Source organism: Caballeronia sordidicola (assembly GCF_002220365.1).
Classification (GTDB): domain Bacteria; phylum Pseudomonadota; class Gammaproteobacteria; order Burkholderiales; family Burkholderiaceae; genus Caballeronia; species Caballeronia sordidicola_C.
Genome location: NZ_MTHB01000159.1, coordinates 94871 through 117593, shown reverse-complemented (window position 1 = coordinate 117593; position 22723 = coordinate 94871). Strand labels below are relative to the sequence as shown.

Below are 22723 nucleotides of genomic sequence, written 5' to 3'. Positions count from 1 at the left end.
TGCCCCTCGTGTGGCAACTCAGAGTGGCAGCATTCGGCGCCCTCTGCATCTTCGGCTTGACTCCCGTATGGGTCGCCGCGCAAATCGTTCCGAATCCAAACGCTGGAGCACAGAAACCGACTGTCGCTACCACGCCTTCAGGCATTCCCCTGGTTCAGATCTCTCGCCCATCGGCTGCGGGTGTATCGAACAACCAGTACGATCAATTTTCCGTCGGCCGCGCCGGAGCGGTATTGAACAATTCACCGACCTCCATTCAGAGCCAACTTGCCGGCTGGATTCCAGGCAACGCAAATCTGACGTCGCCAGCGAAGATCATCCTGAATCAAGTGACCGGCAATCTCCCGTCCATGCTCGCGGGACAGATCGAAGTCGCAGGACGCAAGGCTGAAGTCGTGATCGCAAACTCCGCAGGCATCACTTGTTCGGGGTGCGGCTTCATCAATACGAGTCGCGGCATTCTCACCACCGGCATGCCTGTCATTGGACCGAGCGGCAGTCTCGATGCGTTTCGCGTCACGAGCGGCACCGTTTCGCTCACCGGCGCCGGTTTGAACGCGTCGAATCTGGATCAGGTCGATGTGATTGCGCGTGCCGTGTCGGTGAACGCCAGCGTGTACGCGAACTCATTAAACGTAGTTACAGGCGCCAATCAAGTCGACCATTCTCCGCTGGCAGCAACCCCCATCACCGGCACCGGGACGGCGCCCTCGGTCAGTGTCGATGTGAGCCAACTGGGCGGTATGTACGCTCAGCATATCTGGCTGGTCGGGACCGAGCGTGGCGTCGGCGTCAATGACGCGGGCACCATCGCCGCTCAGTCGGGTGACCTCACACTTTCCACGCAAGGCAAACTGGTCGTCTTGGGTAACACGAATGCGTCGGGCAACCTGAATCTGTCGGCGGCGGGTGGCGTAGGAAACAGCGGCTCGATCTACGGACTTCAGTCGGCAACCGTCAACTCACCGGGCGATGTGTCGAACAGCGGCACGATCGCGGGGCAGGCCCAGGTCGTAGTCAATGGCGCGAACGTCTCGTCCACGGGCAGCCTGGCTGCGGGAGTGGATGCATCGGGTAACGTGAGCCAGTCCGGTGACCTGATCGTCGTCGCTAGCAATACGCTTGCTGCGAACGGCCGGAACATCGCGGGCGGCAACGCAACGCTGCAGGGTGCGTCGCTTGATCTCTCCGGGTCGACGACCACGGCAAACGGCAACCTGTCGCTGCTGGCTCAGAACGGTGACGCCAATCTGACGGGCGCCAACACGAGCGCTGGACAGAGAGTCGATATCAATGCGCCTGCAGGGACGGTGCGCAACGACGCAGAAAGGGCGAGCGAGCTCGCGCAAATCAATGCGGCTCAGATCAACATAAATGCGGCAGGTCTTTCTAACAAAGGCGGCCTGATCAACCAAACCGGCACCGCCGACACATCGATTCAGATCACGGGCGAGTTCGACAACTCGGGCGGCACGTTGACCACGAATGCCTCAGATCTCGCACTGCGGGCGGGTTCTATAGCAAACGCTGGCGGCAAGGTGCAGCTCGCGGGATCAGGCAAGCTGACAGTGACGACCGGTCCTTTGAACAATCAAAGTGGTGTGGTCGCGTCGAATGGCGCGCTGTCGGTGCAAGCCTCGGGCATCAGCAATCAAGGCGGCGCAGTTTCCGCCGTGAACGCCGCGACCGTCGCATCTACAGGTTCAGTTTCAAACGTCGGCGGAAGCATCGATGCGGGTGGTGCGCTCAACGTATCCGCGGCATCGCTGGATAACACGCAAGGCCGTATCGCAGCGCTGGGCGCCGATCGCTTGACCGTGAATGTCAGCAGACAGTTGATCAATGCGCCGGCCGCCGACGGATCGAATGGCCTGATCGGCGGCAATGGAGCGACCGTTATTGCCGCAGGGTCGCTGACGAATAGCGGAACGCTCAACGCGGCAACAACCCTGGGTATCAACGTCGCCAATACCTTCGATAACTCGAAGGGCATCGCGTCCGGGCAGACCGTTCAGGTTCAGGCAAATGATCTCGTCAATAAAGCCGGGGTCATCAGTCAAAGCGGAGCGGATAACACCACGGTTTCAGTTGCAGGCTCGCTGAACAATTCGGGAGGTACGCTCGAAACCAATGGACAGGATCTGACGATATCCTCCGGTTCCTTGAATAACGGCGCTCAAGGATCGATCGCGCATAGCGGAACCGGAGCACTCGAGATCCAAACCGGCGCAATGTCGAACTCGGGGGCTATCGCGACCAACGGCGATGCCACCGTGAATGCGACGACGCTTGCCAATAGCGGCACAGTGAGCGCTCAGCGCACACTCGGCGTGACGGCGGTATCGATTAATAACAATGGTGGTTCGCTCGCATCTGTCGATGGCCTGACGGTCCAGAGCGCAACTCAGCTCACCAACACGCTCGGCACGATACGCTCGGGGACTTCCTCTGCTCCTGCCACGGTAGCGATCACGGCCGGCAAACTGGATAACAGTCAGGGCGTGATCAATGCAGGTTCTGCGAGCATTCACGCAGTCAATCTGACGAACCTCGGCGGCAAGATTACGCAGTCGGCAACGAATGGCACCGCCACGCTGGATGTGTCGAACACGCTCGATAACAATTCTGGGTCGATACAGGTTGCAGCGGTCGATCTCGCGCTGACACCGCAGACGCTGACCAATGTTAACGGGACTATTGCGCACGCTGGTAACGGCACGCTTGGCGTGCAGACCGGCGCGCTGGACAACGATGGCGGTGTGCTCGGCACGAACGGCGCATCGGCGATCGTAGCCTCATCAGTGTTGAATCGCGGAGGTCAGATTTCGGCCGTGGGGGCGCAATCGATAACGGGGAAGACCGGAGTTGATAACGGCGCGTTAGCGGGCACTGGCGGCTATATCGGTGGTGCAAGCGTTGCCGTGTCGGCGCAGCAGGGGAGCGTGACGAACACCGGCGCAATGATCGAGGCAGCGACGGGTCCGGCAACGCTCAACGCACAAGCGCTCGATAACAACAGCGGCACCGTCCACGCGCTGGGCAAGGGAGCCGTCACGGTGACCACGAGCGGTGCCGTCTCGAACCGCAGCGGCATGATTGGCGGGAACGGTGACGTATCGATAAACGCTGCTCAGATCGACAGTACAGCAGGCACGATAACGGCTCTTGGTCAGCTAAACGTTGCGTCGCAGTCTTCGCTGACTAATGATCGCGGTGCGATCATTAGTCAGGGCGGTCTTTCTATTTCAACGCCAGGAGCAGTGTCGAACATCGGCGGTGAGATTGATGCGGGTGGTCCGCTCGTGGCGTCCGCCGGATCGCTGGATAACTCTCAGGGACGCATTGTTTCGCTCGGCACCGGCGCGATGACACTCAACGTCGCTGGGCAGTTGAGCAATGCGCCCGCAGCCGATAGTTCGCGCGGGGTGATCGGCAGCAACGGCGCCGCGTCGATCACGGCCGGGTCGCTCACGAATAGCGGAACACTCAGCGCCGCAACCGATCTGGGCATCGCGGTGACCAACACGTTCGATAACTCGGGTGGCACAGCATCAGGCCAGTCGATTCAGGTTCAGGCGCTCAATCTCATCAATAACGCCGGGGTCGTGAGTCAAAGCGGGATGGGTAACACCATCGTTTCGGTTGCGGGCTCGCTGGACAACTCGTCGGGAACGCTTCAAAGCAACGGGCAAGATTTCACGATCTCGTCAGGCTCGCTGACTAACGGCGCTCAAGGGACCATCGCCCACGCGGGCACCGGCACCCTCGATATCAAAACCGGCGCGTTGTCCAACGCCGGGTCGATCTCCGGCAACGGCGCTGCAGCAGTAAGCGCAACCACTATTGCCAACAGCGGGACCGTAAGCGCTCAGCGCACGCTTGACGTTGCTGGTACGGCAGTGAATAACAACGGCGGTACGCTCGCGTCGGTGGGCGCGCTGACGGTGCAGGCCGGCACGCGATTGACAAACGCGGGCGGCACCATTCAGTCGGGAACGACTACTGCGGCCGGTGCCGTGACGATCACCGCTGACGAGCTCGATAACAGCGATGGTTGGGTCAACGCTGCATCAGCGAGCCTTCATGCGAACAACCTGACCAACGCCGGTGGCAAGATCGCGCAGACCGCATCCGGCGGCATTGCCACGCTTGATGTCGCGAACACGCTCGATAACACTGGTGGCTCGATACAAATCGCAGCGACAGATTTCTCGATGACGCCGCAGACGCTGATCAACGCGAACGGATCGATCATGCACTCGGGGTCGGGCAGTCTCAACGTAGCAACCGGGGTGCTCGATAACGACAGCGGTGTGATCGCGACCAACGGCATGTCGACGGTCAACGCGAGTTCTGTATCGAACCGTGGCGGCCAGATATCGGCGCTTGGCGCGAAGTCGTTGATCGGGCAGGGCGGGGTCGATAACAGCATGGGCGGATACATCGGCGGATCGTCGGTTACGGTGTCTGCCGGTCAGGGCGCAGTCGTTAATACAGGCGGAACGATTGAGGCGGCAACAGGCGCTGCAACGGTAAGCGCGCAATCGATCGATAACAACAGCGGCACGGTCCACGGACTTGGCAGTGGCGCTGTCGCGGTGGTTGCAGCGGAGGCGTTGTCCAACCGCGCCGGCACGATTGGTGGTGCTGCGGATGTATCGGTGAACGCGGCTTCAATCGACAACACATCCGGCACGATGGCCGCCCTTGGCAACCTCGGTGTGGCCTCGCAATCGTCATTGACCAACGACGGCGGCACGATCGCGACCCAAGGCAATCTTGCCGTCGCGGCAGCGGGTGCGGTATCGAATGTAGCTGGCAAGATCGAAAGCCTTGGGGCAACCAGTGCGCTGACGCTTGCAGGCAGTTCGATCGACAATACCAACGGTGTCCTGACCAATGCGGGCACGGCTCAGACCAGCGTGAATGCGACGGGCGCGATCACGAACGCCGGCTTGGCGGCCGTGATCGGTGGGAACGGCGATGTCGCCATCGCGGGCGCTAATTTCAGTAACACGCAAGGTGCCCAGACGGCGGCGGGCGGTGCGTTGACGCTCACTGTGCCGGGCAGTGTTGTCAACGACGATGGGCAATTGGTTTCTGGCGGCACGTTGACGCTCAACGAACCGAGCGCCTCTCTTTCCAATGTCGGCGGAACGGTAAGCGGCGGCAACGTTGCGCTGACTACGGCTAGCCTGAACAACACGAACGGGCAAATTGCGAATCCATTGGGTGGCACAGGAACCGTTACGATTTCAACCGGCACGCTGGAAAACGGCGGCGGCTCGGTGGGAAGCGGTGGCGACCTTGCGATAACGGCCAACGCGCTTACCGGCAACGGCAAGATCATCGGCGGCCATGACGCAACTGTTTCATTGCAAGGCGACTATACGTACAACGCCGGCAACCTGATCACGGCGAACCACGACCTCAAGTTGTCGACATCAGGCACGTTCACGAACGAGCAGACATTGTCGGCAGCGGGCGGCGTGACCGTGAGCGCGGCGAATATCGTGAACACGGCTGGCGCGGACATTGTGTCGGGTACAGCAGGCGATGCCGCGACAGGCCAAACGACGCTAATCGCCGGCAATGGCGCGGGCGATATCAACAACGCCGGGCGTATTGAAGGCAATACCGTCACGACGATCAGCAATACGCTCGAGAACACGGCCACGATTATCGGCGGCACGATCAACGCGAACGCGAACACGCTGACCAACGACGGAGTTGCCGCGATCATCGCGGGCACTGAGCAGGCCAACCTGTGGGTGCCGGGCACGATCAACAATCAAAACGGCGCCACCGTCTACAGTCTAGGCGACGTCAACATGGCCGCAAACAGCGGTACCGATGCGAACGGCACGCTGATCAATCAGGCTGGGACCATCAATAACTTATCGTCGACGATTGAAGCTGGTGGCAATCTGGATGCAGCCGCAAACCAGATAAATAACGTCCGCCAGAATATCCAGACGACGACCACCACAAGCACCCAAACGTATGTGATGAAGGAGTTGCCGTGGTGGCACCCGGGCCAGCCCGGCAACACCGCCCCGTTTCAGGATGCGAACACGAATATTCAAACCGCGTATTACGTGAATCCGTCGGACATCGTGTCTTCAACGCCCGTTGTGACGCCCGATGGTTATATCGTCCAGCGAGTGGTCGTCAACTTGCCAGCGAACGCATCGGTGTTTCAGTGGCAGCAGAGTGGTCTGACTTACGGTCAACCCAACGGCGGAGGGAACATCCAGTACGGGCAGCAGTTGCGCGTGGACGTGGCCGCGGGACAGGTCGTCTTGTACGTTTACAGTCAGACCACCGACCAGTCGAACCCGGACCAGACCGGCGGAGGCAACGCGTTTCCGGATCACAGCCTTGATACGGTCTCCAACCAGCTCGGTACCATCTCCTATTCCAATCAATATGGAGACTGCACGACGTCCTGCGTAAGGCTTGAAACGTATCCGGGCTACACGGACCCGACTACCCAGATCATTAAGTCGACCGAGCAGCGCCGCGCGGGCAGCGGTCCGGGTTCGTATCCTACGGAAGTGGAGCGGCAAGCGACGCAGACCGTCGCGGAGACCACGCTGTCCGCCGGGAGCGGCGCGCCCGCGCTGATGACCGCAGGCTCAGCAATGAACCTGGTCATAGGCAGCCGGTTCAATAACGACAACGGCACGGTGGCTGCGGGCGGGGACCTGAACGTCAACCAGCAGCAGGTCGTCAATGGTACGAATGGCAGCAGCAACGCAGCGATCAACAACACCAGCGCGCAGCTCAGCACGACGTATTCATTTTCGAATCGCTCGGGCTATAGCAGCCCATGGGCTTCCGATCCGACTGCACCCGTGCAGTGGGTCACGTGGACCAATCCGTCCATTACCCAAAATACCGGCATTGCCGGTGGCACGATCACGAGCAATCAGACCGTGTCGATCAACGGCGGTGACATCACGAACAGCAGCGTGTCAGCGGCGAGCGGTGTCGCTGGCGCCAGTGCGCAGGCATTGGGCCTGGGTAATGTGACGCTTCCGGGCGCGGTGGGCACGGGCGACACGATCACCACGGCGGGCGCGTCGGGTTCGGTGGGCACGGCTGGTTCTGCTGGTGCGAGCGGCTCGGTTGGAGGAACGGGCACGGCTGGTGCCGCAGGTAGCGCGGCCAATGGTGCCCAGGGGGCGGTGACAACCAGCACAGGCACGATTAACGCAACGGGCGGCGCGACCGCCGCTGCGGCGGTGTCTGGTGCGGTACGAAAAGTGGATGGCGCGCGTGCCGCTCTGCTGAGTCCGGTACTGCCGACGAGTGGCTTGTACAAAGTCAGCGATACGCCCGGCCAGAGCTATCTCGTGCAAACCGACCCGCGTTTCACGAGCTATGGCACATTCATTTCCAGCGACTACATGCTCAACCTGCTCGGTATCAATCCCGAGCAGACGCAAAAGCGCCTGGGCGATGGTTTCTATGAAACGCAACTTGTACAAAATCAGGTAACGAGTCTGACAGGACGCAAGTATCTGCCCGGCGACACCAGTGCCGAGCAGCAATATCGGCAACTGATGTTGAGCAGTGTGGCAGTACAAAAACAGTTCAGCCTGCAACCGGGCGTGGCGCTCACGGATGCGCAGATGGCTGCGTTGACTGAGGACATCGTATGGCTCGTTAACCAGACCGTGACTATGCCCGATGGCACCCGGCAAACCGTTCTCGTGCCGCAGGTCTATCTCGCCAAGACGGATGACGCCACCCTTTCTCCGACCGGCGCGTTGATCGCGGGCAATTCGGTTGGGATCAGTGGCGCCAATATCATGAACAACGGTGGTGCGATCAGCAGCACACAGAACACGATTCTGATTGCGAACAACGATATCCAGAACATCGGTGGCTTGATCTCGGGCGGTAACGTCGGTATGCAGGCGGGACATGACATCGTCAACCGGTCCGTGACGGATACGGAATGGTCGACGTCCGCGAGCGGCGTTTCGTCCCACACGTCGATTGGACCGGTGGCGCAGATTCAGTCGAGCGGAACCACGTTGATGAACGCGGGCAATGACATCACGGTGCAAGGTGCGCAGATCACGGCAGGTGCGGGGATGGGGATGTCGGCGGGACATGCGGTGAACATCGCTGCGGCTCAGACCGGTTCGGACGTCGCCACGCAGGCGGGTAAAAACACCGAGCACACTGTCTCGACGCAGGCAGCCGGAAGCACGATATCGGCGGGTGGAAATCTTGGCGTTGTCAGCGGCGGTGATATCAATGTAGCCGGCAGTCAGTTGAATGCCGGGGGGAGCACGGTGGTCGCGGGCGCTGGGAACGTGAGTATTGTGAGCGCGACGAACACAAGCACGAACGACGGCCATGGGGAGTCTCGCCGCGCCTGGGAGACGGTGCATTCCAGCGCCGAAACGAATGCGGCGAGCTCGCTGTCTGCGGGCGGCAATGTCACCGTATTGGCTGGCGCGCAGCCGGATGCGAACGGCAATCTTGTGCTGCCGGTGGTCGGATCAGCGCCGGCGAAAGATCTGACGCTTCAGGGTTCTTCGATTGTTGCCGGGACGAATGGCGCGGGAAACAGTCAGGTGCTGATGGGGGCGACCGGCGATGTGAACATGGTCGAAGCGCATGATAAGACCAGCTTTAGCGATACATCGCATTCGTCGTCGAAGAGCTTGTTATCGCGGTCGACAACGGATTCGCAGCGAACGTTTGCGGGAGATAACGCGACGGGCTCGCTCGTATCGGGCGACTCGGTAGCTATCGGCGCAGGTCACGATATCAACGTTCGCGGAAGCGCTGTGGTCGGTACAGACGTCGTGGCGCTGCAGGCAGGTCAGGATGTGAATATCACCACGTCGCAAAGCACAGACGCGCAAAGCAGTGGGTACCAATCGAGCAAGTCAGGCTTGATGGGTAGCGGTGGCTTGGGCGTGACGATTGGCAGCCGGTCGTTGGCGCAGACGGATCAATCATCGAGCGTGACGAACCACGGCAGCACGATCGGGGCATCGGCAGGGGACGTTTCGATTAACGCCGGTCATGACGTGACGCTAACTGGCAGTCAAGTGGTCGCAGGTCAGGATGTGGCGATCAAAGCTCAGAACGTCACGGTGAATGCTGCGTACGACGCGTATCAGGATGCGCAGACGCAAAGGTCGAAGCAGTCGGGGCTTACCGTGGGCATAGGCGGCGGGGTACTCGATACAGCGCAGACGATGGTCGCCGATGTGAAGTCGGGTACTCAGTCAGGCGATTCGCGACTGGCCGCGGTGCAAGGGCTGGCAGCGGCGGAGGCGGCGTATCAGAACCGTGGCCAGATCGCTGGCACGGCGGACGCGTTGGCGAGCGGCGGTAATGTTGCCAACGCATCGGGTGTTCAGTTGCAGTTGAGCATTGGGTCGAGCCAAAACGATCAGGCGTCGAGCACGTCGATATCGACGGCGCGTGGGTCATCGATCGTTGGCAACAACAACGTGAGTATTACGGCCACTGGTGGAAACGGCGCAGCAGGAACGGGCGATATCACGATGACCGATGCGAACGTGATGGGCAGGGACGTCGATTTGTGGGCGAACAACGACGTGACGCTAAAAAGTGCGCAGAGTACGCAAATCGATTCGAGCACGAACGGCTCGAACGGGTGGAATGCGGGTGTGGGGATTGGGGTGAGTTCCAAGGGCGGTGCAGGGATCAGCGTGTTTGCCAACGGTTATGCGGCGAGCGGGCATGGCAACGGCGAGAGCGTGACGCAGGAGGACACGACGGTGGCGGCAGGCAACGCGCTCACGATCCATTCGGGACGGGACACGACGCTTGATGGCGCGTTAGCGTCAGGCAACGCGGTGAGTGTGGATGTGGGTCGGGACTTGACGATGACGAGTGAGAAGGACACGTCAAACTACGCTGAGAGGCAAAGCAGCGCGGGCGGTGGCTTGAGCTATACGTTCGGCGCGGGCGGGCTCTCGGGCAGTGCATCTGCGAGCAGGACGAAGATCGATTCCAACTTCGATGCGGTGGGTCAGCAGACGGGCATCGTTGCGGGTGAGGGTGGGTTTGATGTGAATGTCGCTGGGCATACGCAGTTGAATGGAGCGCAGATTGCGAGCTCGGCGGCGGCGAAGAACACGTTGACAACCGGCAGCTTCAGCTACAGCGACATTGCCAACACGTTTGAGTCATCGGGATCGACCACGGGTGTGACGTTGAACTCGGGAACGGTGGGCGGACCACAAGCGGCGCAAACGAGCGACAACGCCAACGGCACGACGTATGCGGCGATTAGTCCTGCAACCATCACGGTAAGAGCGGATGACGTGAATGGGACGGATAGCACGGCGGGGCTCTCGCGTGACACGTCGAACGCGAACCAGACGGTTCAGAACACGTTTAACTTGCGGGAGACGCAAAACGACCTGGCGTTCGCGCAGGCGTTTGGGAAGACAGCGACGTATGCGATGGCTGAAGCGGCAGGATCTCTCGCGAAAAGCAATCCGGAGGTGTTCGGCGAGGGGAAGCCGGGACGAGACGCGATGCATGCGGCGGTGGCCGCGATTGGTGCGGCGATCTCGGGTGGCAACATTGCAGGAGCGGTTGGCGGGTCGCTGACGGGCGACGCATTGACGGCGTTGGCTAAACCGATCATCGATCAGGCGGTCAGTGGATTGCCGGCGGGGTCGCAGCAAGCGGCGAGGAATGCATTAAATGATGTTGTTGCAGCAGCGGGTGGAGCTGCTGCGGGGGCGCTAGCCGGTGGGCAAGGAGCGCTTGCTGGGGCGGGCTCGGCGTCCAACAATCAGATCTATAACCGGCAACTTCATCCGGATGAAAAACAGTGGATTAAAACCAATGCAGCGGCTTATGCCAAGCAGAATGGAATCACTGTTGACCAGGCCGCGAGCGAATTAACCGCTCAGGCAGATCGGCAACTGCAAAACGGTTCGTCGGGCGCATGGAATCAAACTGCGAGCGCGTTCTTGAGTCAAGCGCATGGAATGCTGCCAGCCGATGGAAACAGCGGTCCGGGTTATATGTTTTATGCGACGCCTGATCAGAAGGCGAATCCGAATATGTATGCGGGGTATTACCCGAATGGCACAGGGCTGAATAAACCTGCGGCCGCTGATATTGCGGGTTCGGCGACTCATGATGCAGCAAGCCGCGATGCGCTTGCCAACCAGACGTGGGGCGCGGCGGCGGCAGCGGGTGGCTTGGCGCTTGCGGGTCCGGTTGGCGCCTTGCCGGGTGCGCCGATCTTTAGTTCGGGCGGTGCGCTGGGCTCGGGTACGTGGGCCTCATCGGCGGGAACTGGCGCGATCAGCGCGGGTATCAATGCGGGCTCGCAGTATTACCAAAACGGCAAGATCAACCTGATTGATGTGGGAATCGCCGGTGTATCGGGTGGCGTTGGCGTGTATGGCGGTTTGGGATGGAACATAGCAGTGAATGCGCTCGGCGGAGCCACGGGTACCGGAATCAATAACGCTGTGTATGGCCAGAACAACAGCGTGATTGGATCAGGCATCACCAGCGGTGTGTTATCCAGCTTAGGTTACGGAATGGGAAAGCTCGGTGAATCTGGAGTCAATACAGCCATTAAGCCGACGATCAATGGCCCGAATTGGGCTGCAACCGGCGTCTTATCTGGAAGTGGATGGAATATGTTTGGTCCGAACAATTTCTCTACTATCGGTGGTTCAGTTGGAGGCGCATCAGGTCAAGAAATAATTAATGGTATATATCAGCGTATGCAAAATCAGCCAGGGGTTGGGAGATGATAAAACCCCTGCTTACTATGCTGATGATATCTCTCCTCATTTGCATTACTGGAATGACAGTGATATGGGTTGTGGGTAGCTATCTCGCATGCTTCTTTGTCCAAGGTTGCTATCAGGCCTTGGGGGCTGCAGGAGTTTTAGGCACTATTAGCGTAAAGAGTATATTGAGCAAAGGTGTGCTACTCGCTCTTGTCTTTACTGTCTTCGGATGGCTAAAAATGCGACAACGCTAAATCGAAATTACAACGAACCCGGCCGTGGCCGGGTTCGTTGATTGTGGAGCGTGGTTCAAGCAGGCGTGATGATCAGCTTGCCGTCTTCAACGTGAACGCAAACGCGGCTAGCTTCGGGCAATGCGGTGGGTGTTGATGTAGGTCGCGACTTGACGATGACCAGTGAGAAGGACACGTCTAACTACGCTGAGAGACAGAGCAGCGCGGGCGGTGGCTTGAGTTATACGTTCGGCGCGGGCGGGCTCTCGGGCAGCGCGTTCGCGAGCCGGACGAAGATCGATAGCAACTTCGATGCAGTGGGTCAGCAGACGGGGATTGTTGCGGGTGACGGCGGGTTTAATGTGAATGTGGCCGGGCATACGCAGTTGAATGGCGCGCAAATTGTGAGCCCGGCGGCAGAGGATAAAAACACCCTGACGACCGGAACGTTCGACTTTAGCAATATCGACAACACGTTCGACTCGTCGAGTTCGACGGCGGGTGTAACGCTGAGCAGCGGGCCTGCGATTGGCGGTCCGCAGTTCGCGCAAACAAGCGAAAAGAAGAACGGCTCGACATACGCGGCGATCAGTCCCGGCACGATCACAGTGAAGGCGGATGACGCGAACGGAACGGACAGCACGGCGGGGTTATCGCGTGACACGTCGAACGCGAACCAGACGGTTCAGAACACGTTCAACCTTCGGGAGACGCAAAACGATCTGGCGTTCGCGCAGGCGTTTGGGAAGACCGCGACGTATGCGATGGCAGAGGCGGCAGGGTCTCTTGCGAAAAGCAATCCGGAGGTGTTTGGCGAAGGCAAACCCGGACGTGATGTGATGCACGCGGCGGTTGCCGCGATTGGTGCCGCGATCTCTGGCGGGAACATCGCGGGTGCAGTTGGCGGCTCGCTGACGGGCGATGCACTGACGGCGCTGGCTAAACCGATCATCGATCAGGCGGTCAGCGGATTGCCGCCGGGTTCGCAGGAAGCGGCGAGGAATGCGTTGAATGTTGTGGTGGCGACGGCAGGTGGAGCGGCGGCCGGATCACTGGCGGGTGGCTCACAAGGGGCATTGGCTGGCGGTGGATCGGCGTCCAACAATCAGTTGTACAACCGGCAGTTGCATCCGGAAGAAAAAGCAGTCGCCAACCAACTTGCAGCTAAGAGTGGTGGAAGATACACGGAACAGCAGATTGAGCAGCAAATGGCTCAAATGAACTTGACTACAGGAAGTCAGACTGAGCTAGGTAGCGTCCGTGTTGCAGTGGGTAGCCAGCCGAACGATGGAACAACATGGGTTCAGTATGGGGTCAATCAGGCCGGACAACAGGTGTGGGCGCAGTCGTTGCCTTCTGGCGATGCGGGTTTACAAAGCTACATCGCAAAGAATGCGTCCGGTCTCACATACGATTCGACAACCAAGGCTTACACACAATACTCTGCCGGAATCTCCGGAACCGTGATGCTTCCTTTCGTCGGTGCCGGTGGTGGAGTTAGCGTTGGCCTGCAAACAAATGGGACGTTAAGGGAAACTTCGCCGTTTATCCAAGTTCAAGCGAATGGCATGGCAAGCGCGGGTGCGTACGCAGGTGTAGGAGGTGGCGTTGGTATTGGTCACAGTAACGGGCCAATCACTACTGGTAGCAGTACTGGCGGGTATGCAGAGCTCAATGCCGGATTTGGTGCGTCGGCAGGTGCCAATTTCGCCATCAGCGACGATGGCACTATCGGAGGCATTGGAGGCGCTGCACCTTTGAAAATTTTCCCCGGTGCGGGTTTCGGCGCTGGCATAGGCGCGGGTAAATCTACATCGTCGACATTCGTTATCCCTTCAATAAACGACATTCTGGGACGCAAACAATGAAACCTCGGATCGTCCATATAGCGGCTTATCTTAGTGAGCTTGCGGCCGCTTACGCGCTTGCTTTTTTCTTTCTCTACTTTGTGGACACCTCGAAGGCGGCGTTCCAGGCTGGCTTGATGCTCTTTTTTGTTTTGTGTGCTTGCTTGATAGGCCGTCCGTTCATGCCACACGAAATAATCAAGTGGCTGGGCCGTCCTGCCGTGGCGCTGATGTCGATTGTCGTATTAGGTTTTGGCACATTCGGAACCCATGAGCCAGACCTGACAATCTTGGCTCCGGGAGTTGGGCTGTGTCTTTTGGGGGCAGCGTTCGCCGATCGAGTTGAGCGATCGCGCAAGCGGAAGTAGTTGGGGAAATTGAATTCGAGTTATGACGTGGACATCTACAACCGCCAGTTGCACCCGGAAGAAAAGACGCTTGCGCAGCAGATTGCAGCGAAGAGCGGCGGCACATACACGGCGGCGCAGGTTGAAGATCAAATGCGGATCATGGGCGCGACGGTCAACGGTACGGTCGAGAATGGCGCGCCCGATACGCTGATCGGTCAGAAGCCAACCGATGCGGGTGCAGGCTGGTTGTCCGCGGGCCTGACCGCTGACGGCAAGCCAATTCTGACTCAGACCAACGCAGCGGTTGATCCTCAGCTTCAGGCGTACATCGTAAATAACTACGCGTCAGCGGCACCCGGCGCTGTGCCGAGCATAGTGAGTGGTTACACGGCTTCGCCCACGCAGCCGCAGATCGGGCCGCAGTATGGAACGAACGGATTGAATGCAGGGACAATGTGTCCGAAGGGTGATTGTGGGATGGCGTACAAAACACCTTCGCAACAGCAAGTTGCGGACACGGCTGGCTTCGGTGCGACGCAGCTTGATCGTGCTTCAGCAATGGCGACCGCGTTAGCCGCAGCAGGATTGCCAATTCCATACGTTTCGGTTCCCGCTGAAGCAGTCGCAGTTTGGGCGTCTGCCGGATCATGGTTCCTGAATGGCGTCCAGCAAGCTGCCTCTCCTAACTTTGGCGGCTACACGGTTTCGAACGGAATTAGTCAGGTCACTGGTGCAATTACAGCTCGCTATCCGATTGCCGCGCCGATATTCAATGAGTTTGGCAATACGACCAGCAACAGCGGTGCGGCACAAAACGCTCAGGATTGGATAAATACCCAGTGGGGAATCCTAAAAGGGAAGTTTCAATGAGTAAGATCAAATTCATTGTCGATGGAAACATCACAGAGTGGGCAAGGATCAGCCTCATAGCGCTAGGCTTTCTAATGTTGATCCTTGGTCTCGCTCTTGACTCTCTTCCGCGTGTTATAGCGTTAGCCCTAGTTGTTCTTGGATTGCCAGTCGCAGCAATTGGCGGATATGCATCTCGTGCAAAGGCGCTCGGACTTAAACCCTTTGACAACTCGTACAAGAAAGCTCGGGAGAGCTACCAAGTCAAACACGACGATCAAGACAAGTCGCAATGACAACGAACCCGGCCTTAGCCGGGTTCGTTGTTTGTGTAGCTTGGTTCATGCTGGCGTGATGATCAACTTGCCGTCTTCGACGTGAACACAGACGCGGCTATCGGGTTTGAATCCGGCTTGTTCGAGCCATCGGCCCATAAGCCGGATACGCGGGATAGGCCGTTGCGTGGGCGGTGTCCGGTGCAGCGGGTAGTCAGTCCAACGAGTGGCGCTCTCGCAGGCCATAAAGCGTTCGGTAACGGGCGAGCTTGATTTAAGATTGGCGTCAGCCATGGTCAACTCCTTCTGTGAGTTGGTGGTGGTCAGCGGGTCGTATGGGTTGGCGCCCATACGACCCGCGCTTCTTCTACTTCTCTATTCCAGCTTCATTCTCCCTACTGCTGTGCCTGAGCCAGCACGGCATCCAACATCTCGGACACGAACCGTTGGCGCGCCTTCGGTAGCTGGCTGACCGTTACAACAGACAACTTCATCAGCCTGAGAAAACGAAGGCGCAGCAAATCGCAGCAACGGCAAAGGCTCAAGGGCTGACTAACTCCGATGGATCGCCGATTACGGCGGCGCAGATCGAGAACTCCATGCGCGCTGCGGACAATAGCCAGTATGGTGAGTTTGCTGCAACGGTAGTTGTGGTGCCGTTGAATGCGAACACACCTGCGGGCGCGGTCTATGACACGACGGGGATGAAGCTGGAGACGGATAGCACCGGGAATTATTTGGTGCAAGACCAGTCGATGTTGGCGACGCCGTCGAAGGCGTTGCAAGACCTGATTACCCAGAACACGGGCGGCGCAAGCTCGCCGTATAGCTGGCGAACGTCAACCAGTCAGGCGGCAGCGCCGAAGATTGATCCGAATGGGCCGTTCTCGCCAAACTTTAATACGGGGGATTATTCTGCGGGATTTGGTGAGTATGGACGTGGACTCGCACCTGACTACGTTACTGCAAGCATCGGGGCATTGTCGGGAAATGCATCTGGTATTGTGAATCTTTACAATGGTGCGACCTATGTGTCGGGCGGGGTCGCCATGACAAACCCGTCTGCCGTTTCGTACACGCCCAGTATTGCGACTACAGTTGGTTATATCTTCGGTGCGAACAGCGCGCAAGATGCGCATAACTTCATAGCTGGAGACGGGAATCAAGTATTCATCTCTATACCTACTCCTTTCGGTGTTAACGCTATTGGCGCAATCACGCACGCGTATGGAGGTTCTACAGCGATTGAATTTGGAATGAGTCCTCCCGCATCCTTGAGCTTTGGGGTGTTGCCTTGGGGGCATGGGGCACAGATGACTGGAAACAAATAAGGATATCTATATGGCTGTCGGCGGAGCACCTAATCCAGAGCAGTGGGCGAAGATGACGCGCGCCCAAAAAATCGGGTATTGGATTTGTGTTGGTGCAGTGGCCGCATTTATCGGAACCCTGCTAATAATTAAATTCATTTTTCAATAAACAACGAACCCGGCCATGGCCGGGTTCGTTGTTTATTGAGCGTGGTTCAAGCTGACGTGATGACAAGCCTGCCGTCTTCGACGTGAACGCAAACGCGGCTATCGGGTTTGAATCCAGCCTGCTCAAGCCATCGGCCCATGAGCCGGATAGGCGGGATAGGCCGTTGTGTGAGCAGCGACCACTGCGTTGGGCTAGACGATGCCGACGACGTTGCTGTCGGCGTCAGTTTCACACAATAACTACCAGTAATCGAGGGCTACATTTTTTGACCTTTCGTTTCTGTCAAAAACGTGCTGTTCGCGGTTATCCTGACACCTCTCCGTGCGTTCGGGCGAGTTCTGGCTAGCGTGCGAACAAAGCGATCACTTAGCTCTGAGGCATGTCCAGAATTTTCCGCGCATCGCGGGAGGATAAATTATAAGCATTACTATGAATATATAAACGAGAGCCATTTGAGACAAAGCCTATAAGCACACAGGCACACAAAATAACAATTCAGCGATACGCATACCACCCGATCACGATAGCCCCGTTGACGCTTCCCGCGATCGCGCTTAGTGAGAAAAAAGCCATTAAGCCGTAACCCGTTTCCCTTCTAACTCCCCAATGCCCCCTCCCGATCCCGTACGCATCGCTGTCCTGATACCTTGCTATAACGAAGCATCGACGATCGAGGCCGTCGTACACGACTTCCGCGCTGCGCTACCCGGCGCGTCCATCTATGTGTTCGATAACAATTCGTGCGATGCCACAGGGGACCTCGCTCGTGGGGCAGGCGCTATCGTGGGCTGTGTCGCGGATCGCGGGAAAGGGAACGTCATCCGGCGCATGTTCGCTGATATCAACGCCGACGCGTACGTGCTGGTTGATGGCGACGGCACCTACGACGCGTCAGCGGCGCCAAAGCTCGTCAAGAGACTTCTCGCAGAAGGCCTGGATATGATCGTTGCCCCCCGCCATACAGAAGAACGAGAGGCTTACCGGCTCGGACATCGCTTGGGGAACCTACTACTGACTCAGTGCGTCGGTTTAATTTTTGGCCGAACGTTCACGGACATGCTCTCCGGGTACAGGGTGTTTTCTCGGCGCTATGTCAAATCGTTTCCCGCGCACTCGAAAAAATTCGAAACGGAAACGGAATTCACAATTCATGCGCTTGAATTAAGGATGCCGGTTGGGGAAGCAACGACGACCTACAGGTCGCGCCCCGAAGGATCGTTCAGCAAGCTGAGTACATACCGCGACGGTCTGCGCATCCTGTCGATGATCATCAAGCTCTTCCGCGTCGAACGGCCGCTGCTATTTTATTCAGTCGGGTTTTTCGTCTGCGTCCTCCTCGCAGTGATTCTCGCCATTCCGTTGTTCGCCACTTTCGTGGAGACGGGGTTCGTCCCAAGAATCCCGACTGCCGTCCTGTGCACTGCGCTCACGTTGCTCGGCTCAATCTTGCTCGTATGCGGAATCGTGCTCGATGCGGTCACACATGGCCGTTCGGAAACCAAGCGATTGGCCTATCTCGCGTTTGAAGCGCCATACTCCAACAATGACCAAGACCATCCGTGAAGCGAGAAATTCTTCATTTCGCGATAGCTGGCGTGATCGGCCTTGTCGTCGATGCGTGCGTCTTGTACATGGCGCTCGCTTTAGGCAGTGGATATTTCCTCGGACGAGGCGGGTCATTCACGGCAGCAGTCTGGATCACATGGCGCATCAATCGGCGCTTTTCCTTCCCTGCAGACCCACATGTTTGCGCATGGACCGAATGGTGGCGGTATCTGCTCGCAATGCTGGGCGGTGGAGTCGTCAATTACGCGGTCTACAGCGCGGTGGTCATGTCCGTGCCGCAGAGTGCGATGTTGCCGCTATACGCAGTGTCAACGGGTTCCATAGCCGGAATGGCGATTAATTTTCTGACCGCAAAACTTTGGGTCTTCAGCAAGCGAAATTAACAGAAATCAAATGAGAAATAACACCCGAGGACTGTCATGTCGGACCTTCCATCGACTGAGAAACCTGGATCTCAATTCGTCACGCGCAATGGTCCGAGCTTGCTTCCTGGTGCCCATCTGCTTCGGACTTTACTCGCTATGGCTCGGCGCCGACACCAATTGGGATTTGTATAACTATCACCTCTATAACCCATTCGCATGGATTTACGGAAAGCTCGACATCGATCTCGCACCTGCGGGAATGCAGTCGTATTTCAATCCGCTGATGGACGTTGCCCTGTATCTGCTGAACACACATCTTCCATCCCGACTCGTCGGGTTCACAATGGGAGCGTTGCATGGATTGACGTTTGTTCTCATCGCCGGCATAGCGCGCCACGCGCTCCCGGCGTTGCCTGACGAGGACCGTTATCGCGTACCGATCCTGATCGCGCTGGCGGGATGCCTGACCGCGAACTTCCTGTCAGGCCTCGGTAACTCAATGGGTGACGACACCACAGCGCTTTTCGTACTCAGCGGACTCCTGTTGATCATTTCAAAATGGGCAATCGCCGGGCAGTGTTCCTCCGGCGCCATTCCGGTCACGGTCGGAAGCGGTCTGCTGGTCGGACTCGGAGTTGGCCTGAAACTGACCAATGCCGTCTACGCAATCGCGTTATGCATTTCGCTCCTGAGCTATCCAAGTACGTTAATGGTCCGGTTTCGAGTGAGCTTCCTGTTCGGCATAGGCGTGTTGCTGGGAACGGCGGCTACCGGCGGCTACTGGATGTTTCATATGTGGGAGGTTTTTGGTAACCCGTTGTACCCGCAGTTCGGAGCGATCTTCCACAACACGCTTACTCAGGCTCGTGCGGTTGGGGACGTCCGATGGTTACCGCAGGGTCTCACGGAGACGATTTTCTGGCCGTTTATCTTCACATTTGACTCTCACCGTGTCGGAGAAACGGCGATTCGGCAAATCATCTGGCCGATCGTGTATGTGGTTTTCTGGTGTTGGCTTATTGTCGGTATCGCTTCTCGTTTCACGGGTCGACAACGACCGTCGATGGATAACAGGCAGCGCTTGCTCATTATTTTCGTGGCGCTCGCTTATGTGCTTTGGATGAAGATGTTCAGCATCTATCGCTATATCGTCGTGCCGGAGGTGCTTGCACCGTTGGTTCTGATGGTGCTCCTCCATCATCTCCTGTCCGCCCGGGTGGCCCGTTATGCAACGGTAGGCTTGATAGGTGTTGCGACAGCCGTCGTTGTCACTGGCGGCGGCAGGACGTGGGGCCACGAGGGATGGTCCGATCCTCTCTATCACGCCGAGTTGCCGGCGCTCACGCAACCCGAACGCACCACGGCGGTCATCGTGGGAGGCACGACCGCTTGGGGATGGCTAGTCACGCAGTTTCCACCCGATGTCGCATTCACGCAGCTCGAAAGCAGCTTTCCGGGAACAGCTGCGTTTGGAGATCGAATCCGTGACCGGGTGAGGGAGCGCAACGGTCCGGCATTCGGCATCGTGAACGGCACCTACAACTGGCGCATCGACAACGTTGCTTCCATGAGTGCGGTCATGACGCGTCTGGGCCTAGCCAACAGTGATCGGGGGTGCGCAGCGGTTCGTTGGGCCGTGACGCATCTTCACCTGCACGCGACGGTACTCCCGGGTTCCGGGGATTCGACGAAGTGCAGCTTGGGCTTGCGCGCCGATGACGAAAAAGACGTGGCTACGCAGAATCGCGCGCTGGCCGCAGAGACAATGCCCATCTTTGAGCGCAACGGGTTCACGCTTGACTTGGAGTCGTGTGTCCCGTATCGAGCGGGAATAGGTAAGGGTGTTGTTATCTACCAATGGTGCCGTCTCGCTCAGTTTTAGGACTTGAAAAACCCTGCATAGGGAATTCCAGTGTGACCGCGCGATTTCGCTAACGCCGCTACATCGTTTTGTTTCCGATTTATTCTAAGATTTAGGAATACATATTTTTAGATTTCGTCTACGCAAATGCCTGCTACTCGCGGTCGCCGCGACTTTACTCTCCGCATGCGAATCAGCACCGCCAAACGCACCCCCAAAGCCTGCCCCCATCGCAGAGATGTCGCCCAACTTGCCCGGTGTCGCGTGGGTCGGTGGTTATTGGCATTGGGACGGTTCGCAATGGATATGGATCGCCGGTCACATCGCGCCAAAACTATAAACATAAATACACAACCAATAACAATGTCGCGACACGTATATGGCCCGATCACGATGGCCCTGCTGGCGATGCCTTTGGTTGCGCTTGCCCAGACCCAACCCGATCCAAACGCAGCCGCAGCAGCACGTACTTTTGCACTGCAAGATCAACTGCAGCAAGAACGCGAGCGAGCGCTGGAGCGGGATCGCCAATGGCAGACGCCGGACGTCCGGCTTCCGGTAGGCAGCGAGCCGATCCCCGCTGTCCTGCCATCGGAAGCGCCGTGTTTCAAACTCGACACCATAACGCTCGACGTCCCCGCGACTCTCCCTGATCGCATCCAATCGTTCAATGACCCTGCCTCGCTACACGATGCGTTTTCCTTCGCGCGCCAGTGGCTAAACCGGTACGCGGGCCAGTGCGTCGGGCAACACGGCATTGAACTCCTGCGCAAGGGCGTGCTCGCGCAGATCCTTGCCCGCGGCTTCGTCACGACTCGCGTGCTGTTGTCAGATCAAGATTTATCGAAGGGCACGTTGCGCTTCGAACTGCTGCCGGGAACGATCCACGATATCCGCTTTGCCGATCCCACCATCCGCGGTACGTGGCGTTCCGCGTTCCCAAGCCGTCCCGGTGATTTGCTGAACCTCCGTGACATCGAGCAGGGACTGGAGCAGATGAAGCGTATCGCGAGCCAGGAAGCAGACATGAAGATCGAGCCGGCGGCCGTTGCGGGCACGAGTGACATCGTCATCGCGGTACAGCGCTCAAAGCCGTGGAAGCTCGTGTTGGGAATAGATAACTCCGGAACCCTCGAGACCGGCAGGTTTCAGGGTACGGCGACATTCGGCCTCGACAATCCGCTGGGTCTTAACGATCTTCTCAGTCTTGGCGTTTCGAACGACCTCTATTTCACCGACAAGAAATACGGCACACATGGCCTGAACGCGTATTACTCGGTGCCCTGGGGGAACTGGAACTTTTCGCTCTCGGGCAACAAAAGCAGCTACTTCCAGCATATAGCGGGCGCGAATCAGACGTTCTTATCCCAAGGCGATACGAAGTCACTCAACTTCCGTATCGACCGGTTGTTGTATCGGGATCAAACCAGCAAGACAGGCGTCGAGGCACAACTTTCCCGCCGCTATGGACGCAGCTTTATCGAAGATACGGAGATTGACGCGCAACATCGCGACAACTCGTTTTTCGAGGTCGGCCTGACGCGTCGTCAGCATGCAGGTAGCGCCACGCTCGACGCGACGCTCGCCTACAAGCAAGGCGTGCCTTGGTTTGGCGCGCAAGGCGATCTCCACGATCCGTACAGTGGACAGAAGCTCCCGCAGACGTATCTCTACAAAATGGCGACGCTCGATGCGTCGTTGTCCGTTCCGTTCAAACTCGGTGACGTTCCGTTTCGATACGCGAGCACATTTCGCGGGCAGTTCACGAATCAACGTTTGTTTTATATCGACGATATCTCCATCGGCAGCTTCTATAGCGTGCGCGGGTTCGATGGTGAATATCTCCTGAGCTCGGAGAAAGGCTTCTACTGGCGCAATGATCTTGAAGTGCCTGTGGGCAATAGCGGCCAGGTCGTTTATGTGGGCCTTGATTACGGCCATGTGTACGGCCCCAGCGTCGCCGCGCTGCTGGGCAAACAGATCGCTGGTGCGGTGCTTGGCATTCGCGGCGGCAAAGTCGGCGTTGCCGGTGCCGTCAGCTACGACTTCTTCGTGGGCACGCCCTTGTACAAGCCATCGAATTATCCAACCGCTCGCACCACCGCTGGCATCCAGGTCATCTACCAATACTGA

General features: G+C 58.1%; 13 protein-coding genes. 11 read left to right on the top strand and 2 right to left on the bottom strand.

Translation table 11 applies throughout. From position 1 onward, the window contains the following. The first annotated feature begins 23 nt into the window (after window positions 1-23). The 5 genes from BSU04_RS23455 to BSU04_RS23435 all read left to right on the top strand — a co-directional run bounded on the left by BSU04_RS23455 (window position 24) and on the right by BSU04_RS23435 (window position 15340). Window positions 24-11786 (top strand): hemagglutinin repeat-containing protein, encoded by an 11763-nt coding sequence (locus BSU04_RS23455; protein WP_256983249.1) that lies wholly within the window; start codon window positions 24-26, stop codon window positions 11784-11786. A 388-nt stretch (window positions 11787-12174) separates the two neighbouring features. Further along, window positions 12175-13866 carry a hypothetical protein gene (locus BSU04_RS48560; RefSeq protein WP_089162818.1) on the top strand — a complete coding sequence of 564 codons (1692 nt, stop codon included), beginning with the start codon at window positions 12175-12177 and terminating at the stop codon, window positions 13864-13866. Next, window positions 13863-14213 carry a hypothetical protein gene (locus tag BSU04_RS23445; RefSeq protein WP_089162817.1) on the top strand — a complete coding sequence of 117 codons (351 nt, stop codon included), beginning with the start codon at window positions 13863-13865 and terminating at the stop codon, window positions 14211-14213. The genes BSU04_RS48560 and BSU04_RS23445 overlap by 4 nt, the downstream gene beginning before the upstream one ends. A 27-nt stretch (window positions 14214-14240) precedes the next feature. After that, entirely contained in the window at window positions 14241-15065 is an 825-nt protein-coding gene (locus BSU04_RS23440) for a hypothetical protein (protein ID WP_144021327.1), read from the top strand. Beyond that, a complete protein-coding gene (locus BSU04_RS23435) occupies window positions 15062-15340 on the top strand; it encodes a hypothetical protein (protein WP_089162815.1) in 279 nt (92 codons plus the stop codon). Before BSU04_RS23440 ends, BSU04_RS23435 begins: the two co-directional genes overlap by 4 nt. Before the next feature lie 45 nt (window positions 15341-15385). On the opposite strand, the gene BSU04_RS23430 is transcribed toward BSU04_RS23435, so the two are convergent. Continuing rightward, window positions 15386-15613 carry a SymE family type I addiction module toxin gene (locus BSU04_RS23430; protein ID WP_089162875.1) on the bottom strand — a complete coding sequence of 76 codons (228 nt, stop codon included), beginning with the start codon at window positions 15611-15613 and terminating at the stop codon, window positions 15386-15388. A 305-nt stretch (window positions 15614-15918) separates the two neighbouring features. Here BSU04_RS23430 and BSU04_RS23425 point away from each other — a divergent pair, with 305 nt between their 5' ends. Further along, the gene (locus BSU04_RS23425; RefSeq protein WP_089162814.1) at window positions 15919-16650 is read left to right on the top strand and encodes a polymorphic toxin type 22 domain-containing protein; all 732 of its coding nucleotides are present in this window, start codon (window positions 15919-15921) and stop codon (window positions 16648-16650) included. A gap of 194 nt (window positions 16651-16844) precedes the next feature. Here the strand turns inward: BSU04_RS23425 and BSU04_RS47840 are convergent, their stop codons facing one another. After that, window positions 16845-17030, bottom strand: coding sequence for a SymE family type I addiction module toxin (locus BSU04_RS47840; protein ID WP_144021326.1), 186 nt, complete (start codon window positions 17028-17030; stop codon window positions 16845-16847). A 374-nt stretch (window positions 17031-17404) separates the two neighbouring features. Here BSU04_RS47840 and BSU04_RS23415 point away from each other — a divergent pair, with 374 nt between their 5' ends. From BSU04_RS23415 to BSU04_RS23395, 5 genes are all read left to right on the top strand, one after another. Further along, the gene (locus tag BSU04_RS23415) at window positions 17405-18361 is read left to right on the top strand and encodes a glycosyltransferase (protein WP_089162812.1); all 957 of its coding nucleotides are present in this window, start codon (window positions 17405-17407) and stop codon (window positions 18359-18361) included. Beyond that, window positions 18358-18747 carry a GtrA family protein gene (locus BSU04_RS23410; protein ID WP_089162811.1) on the top strand — a complete coding sequence of 130 codons (390 nt, stop codon included), beginning with the start codon at window positions 18358-18360 and terminating at the stop codon, window positions 18745-18747. The genes BSU04_RS23415 and BSU04_RS23410 overlap by 4 nt, the downstream gene beginning before the upstream one ends. Window positions 18748-18856: 109 nt before the next feature. Beyond that, window positions 18857-20611, top strand: a complete 1755-nt coding sequence (locus BSU04_RS23405) for a hypothetical protein (RefSeq protein WP_256983248.1) — start codon at window positions 18857-18859, stop codon at window positions 20609-20611. 217 nt (window positions 20612-20828) lie between these two features. Continuing rightward, window positions 20829-20930 (top strand): hypothetical protein, encoded by a 102-nt coding sequence (locus BSU04_RS48865; protein ID WP_373452855.1) that lies wholly within the window; start codon window positions 20829-20831, stop codon window positions 20928-20930. A 23-nt stretch (window positions 20931-20953) separates the two neighbouring features. After that, entirely contained in the window at window positions 20954-22723 is a 1770-nt protein-coding gene (locus tag BSU04_RS23395; protein WP_089162808.1) for a ShlB/FhaC/HecB family hemolysin secretion/activation protein, read from the top strand.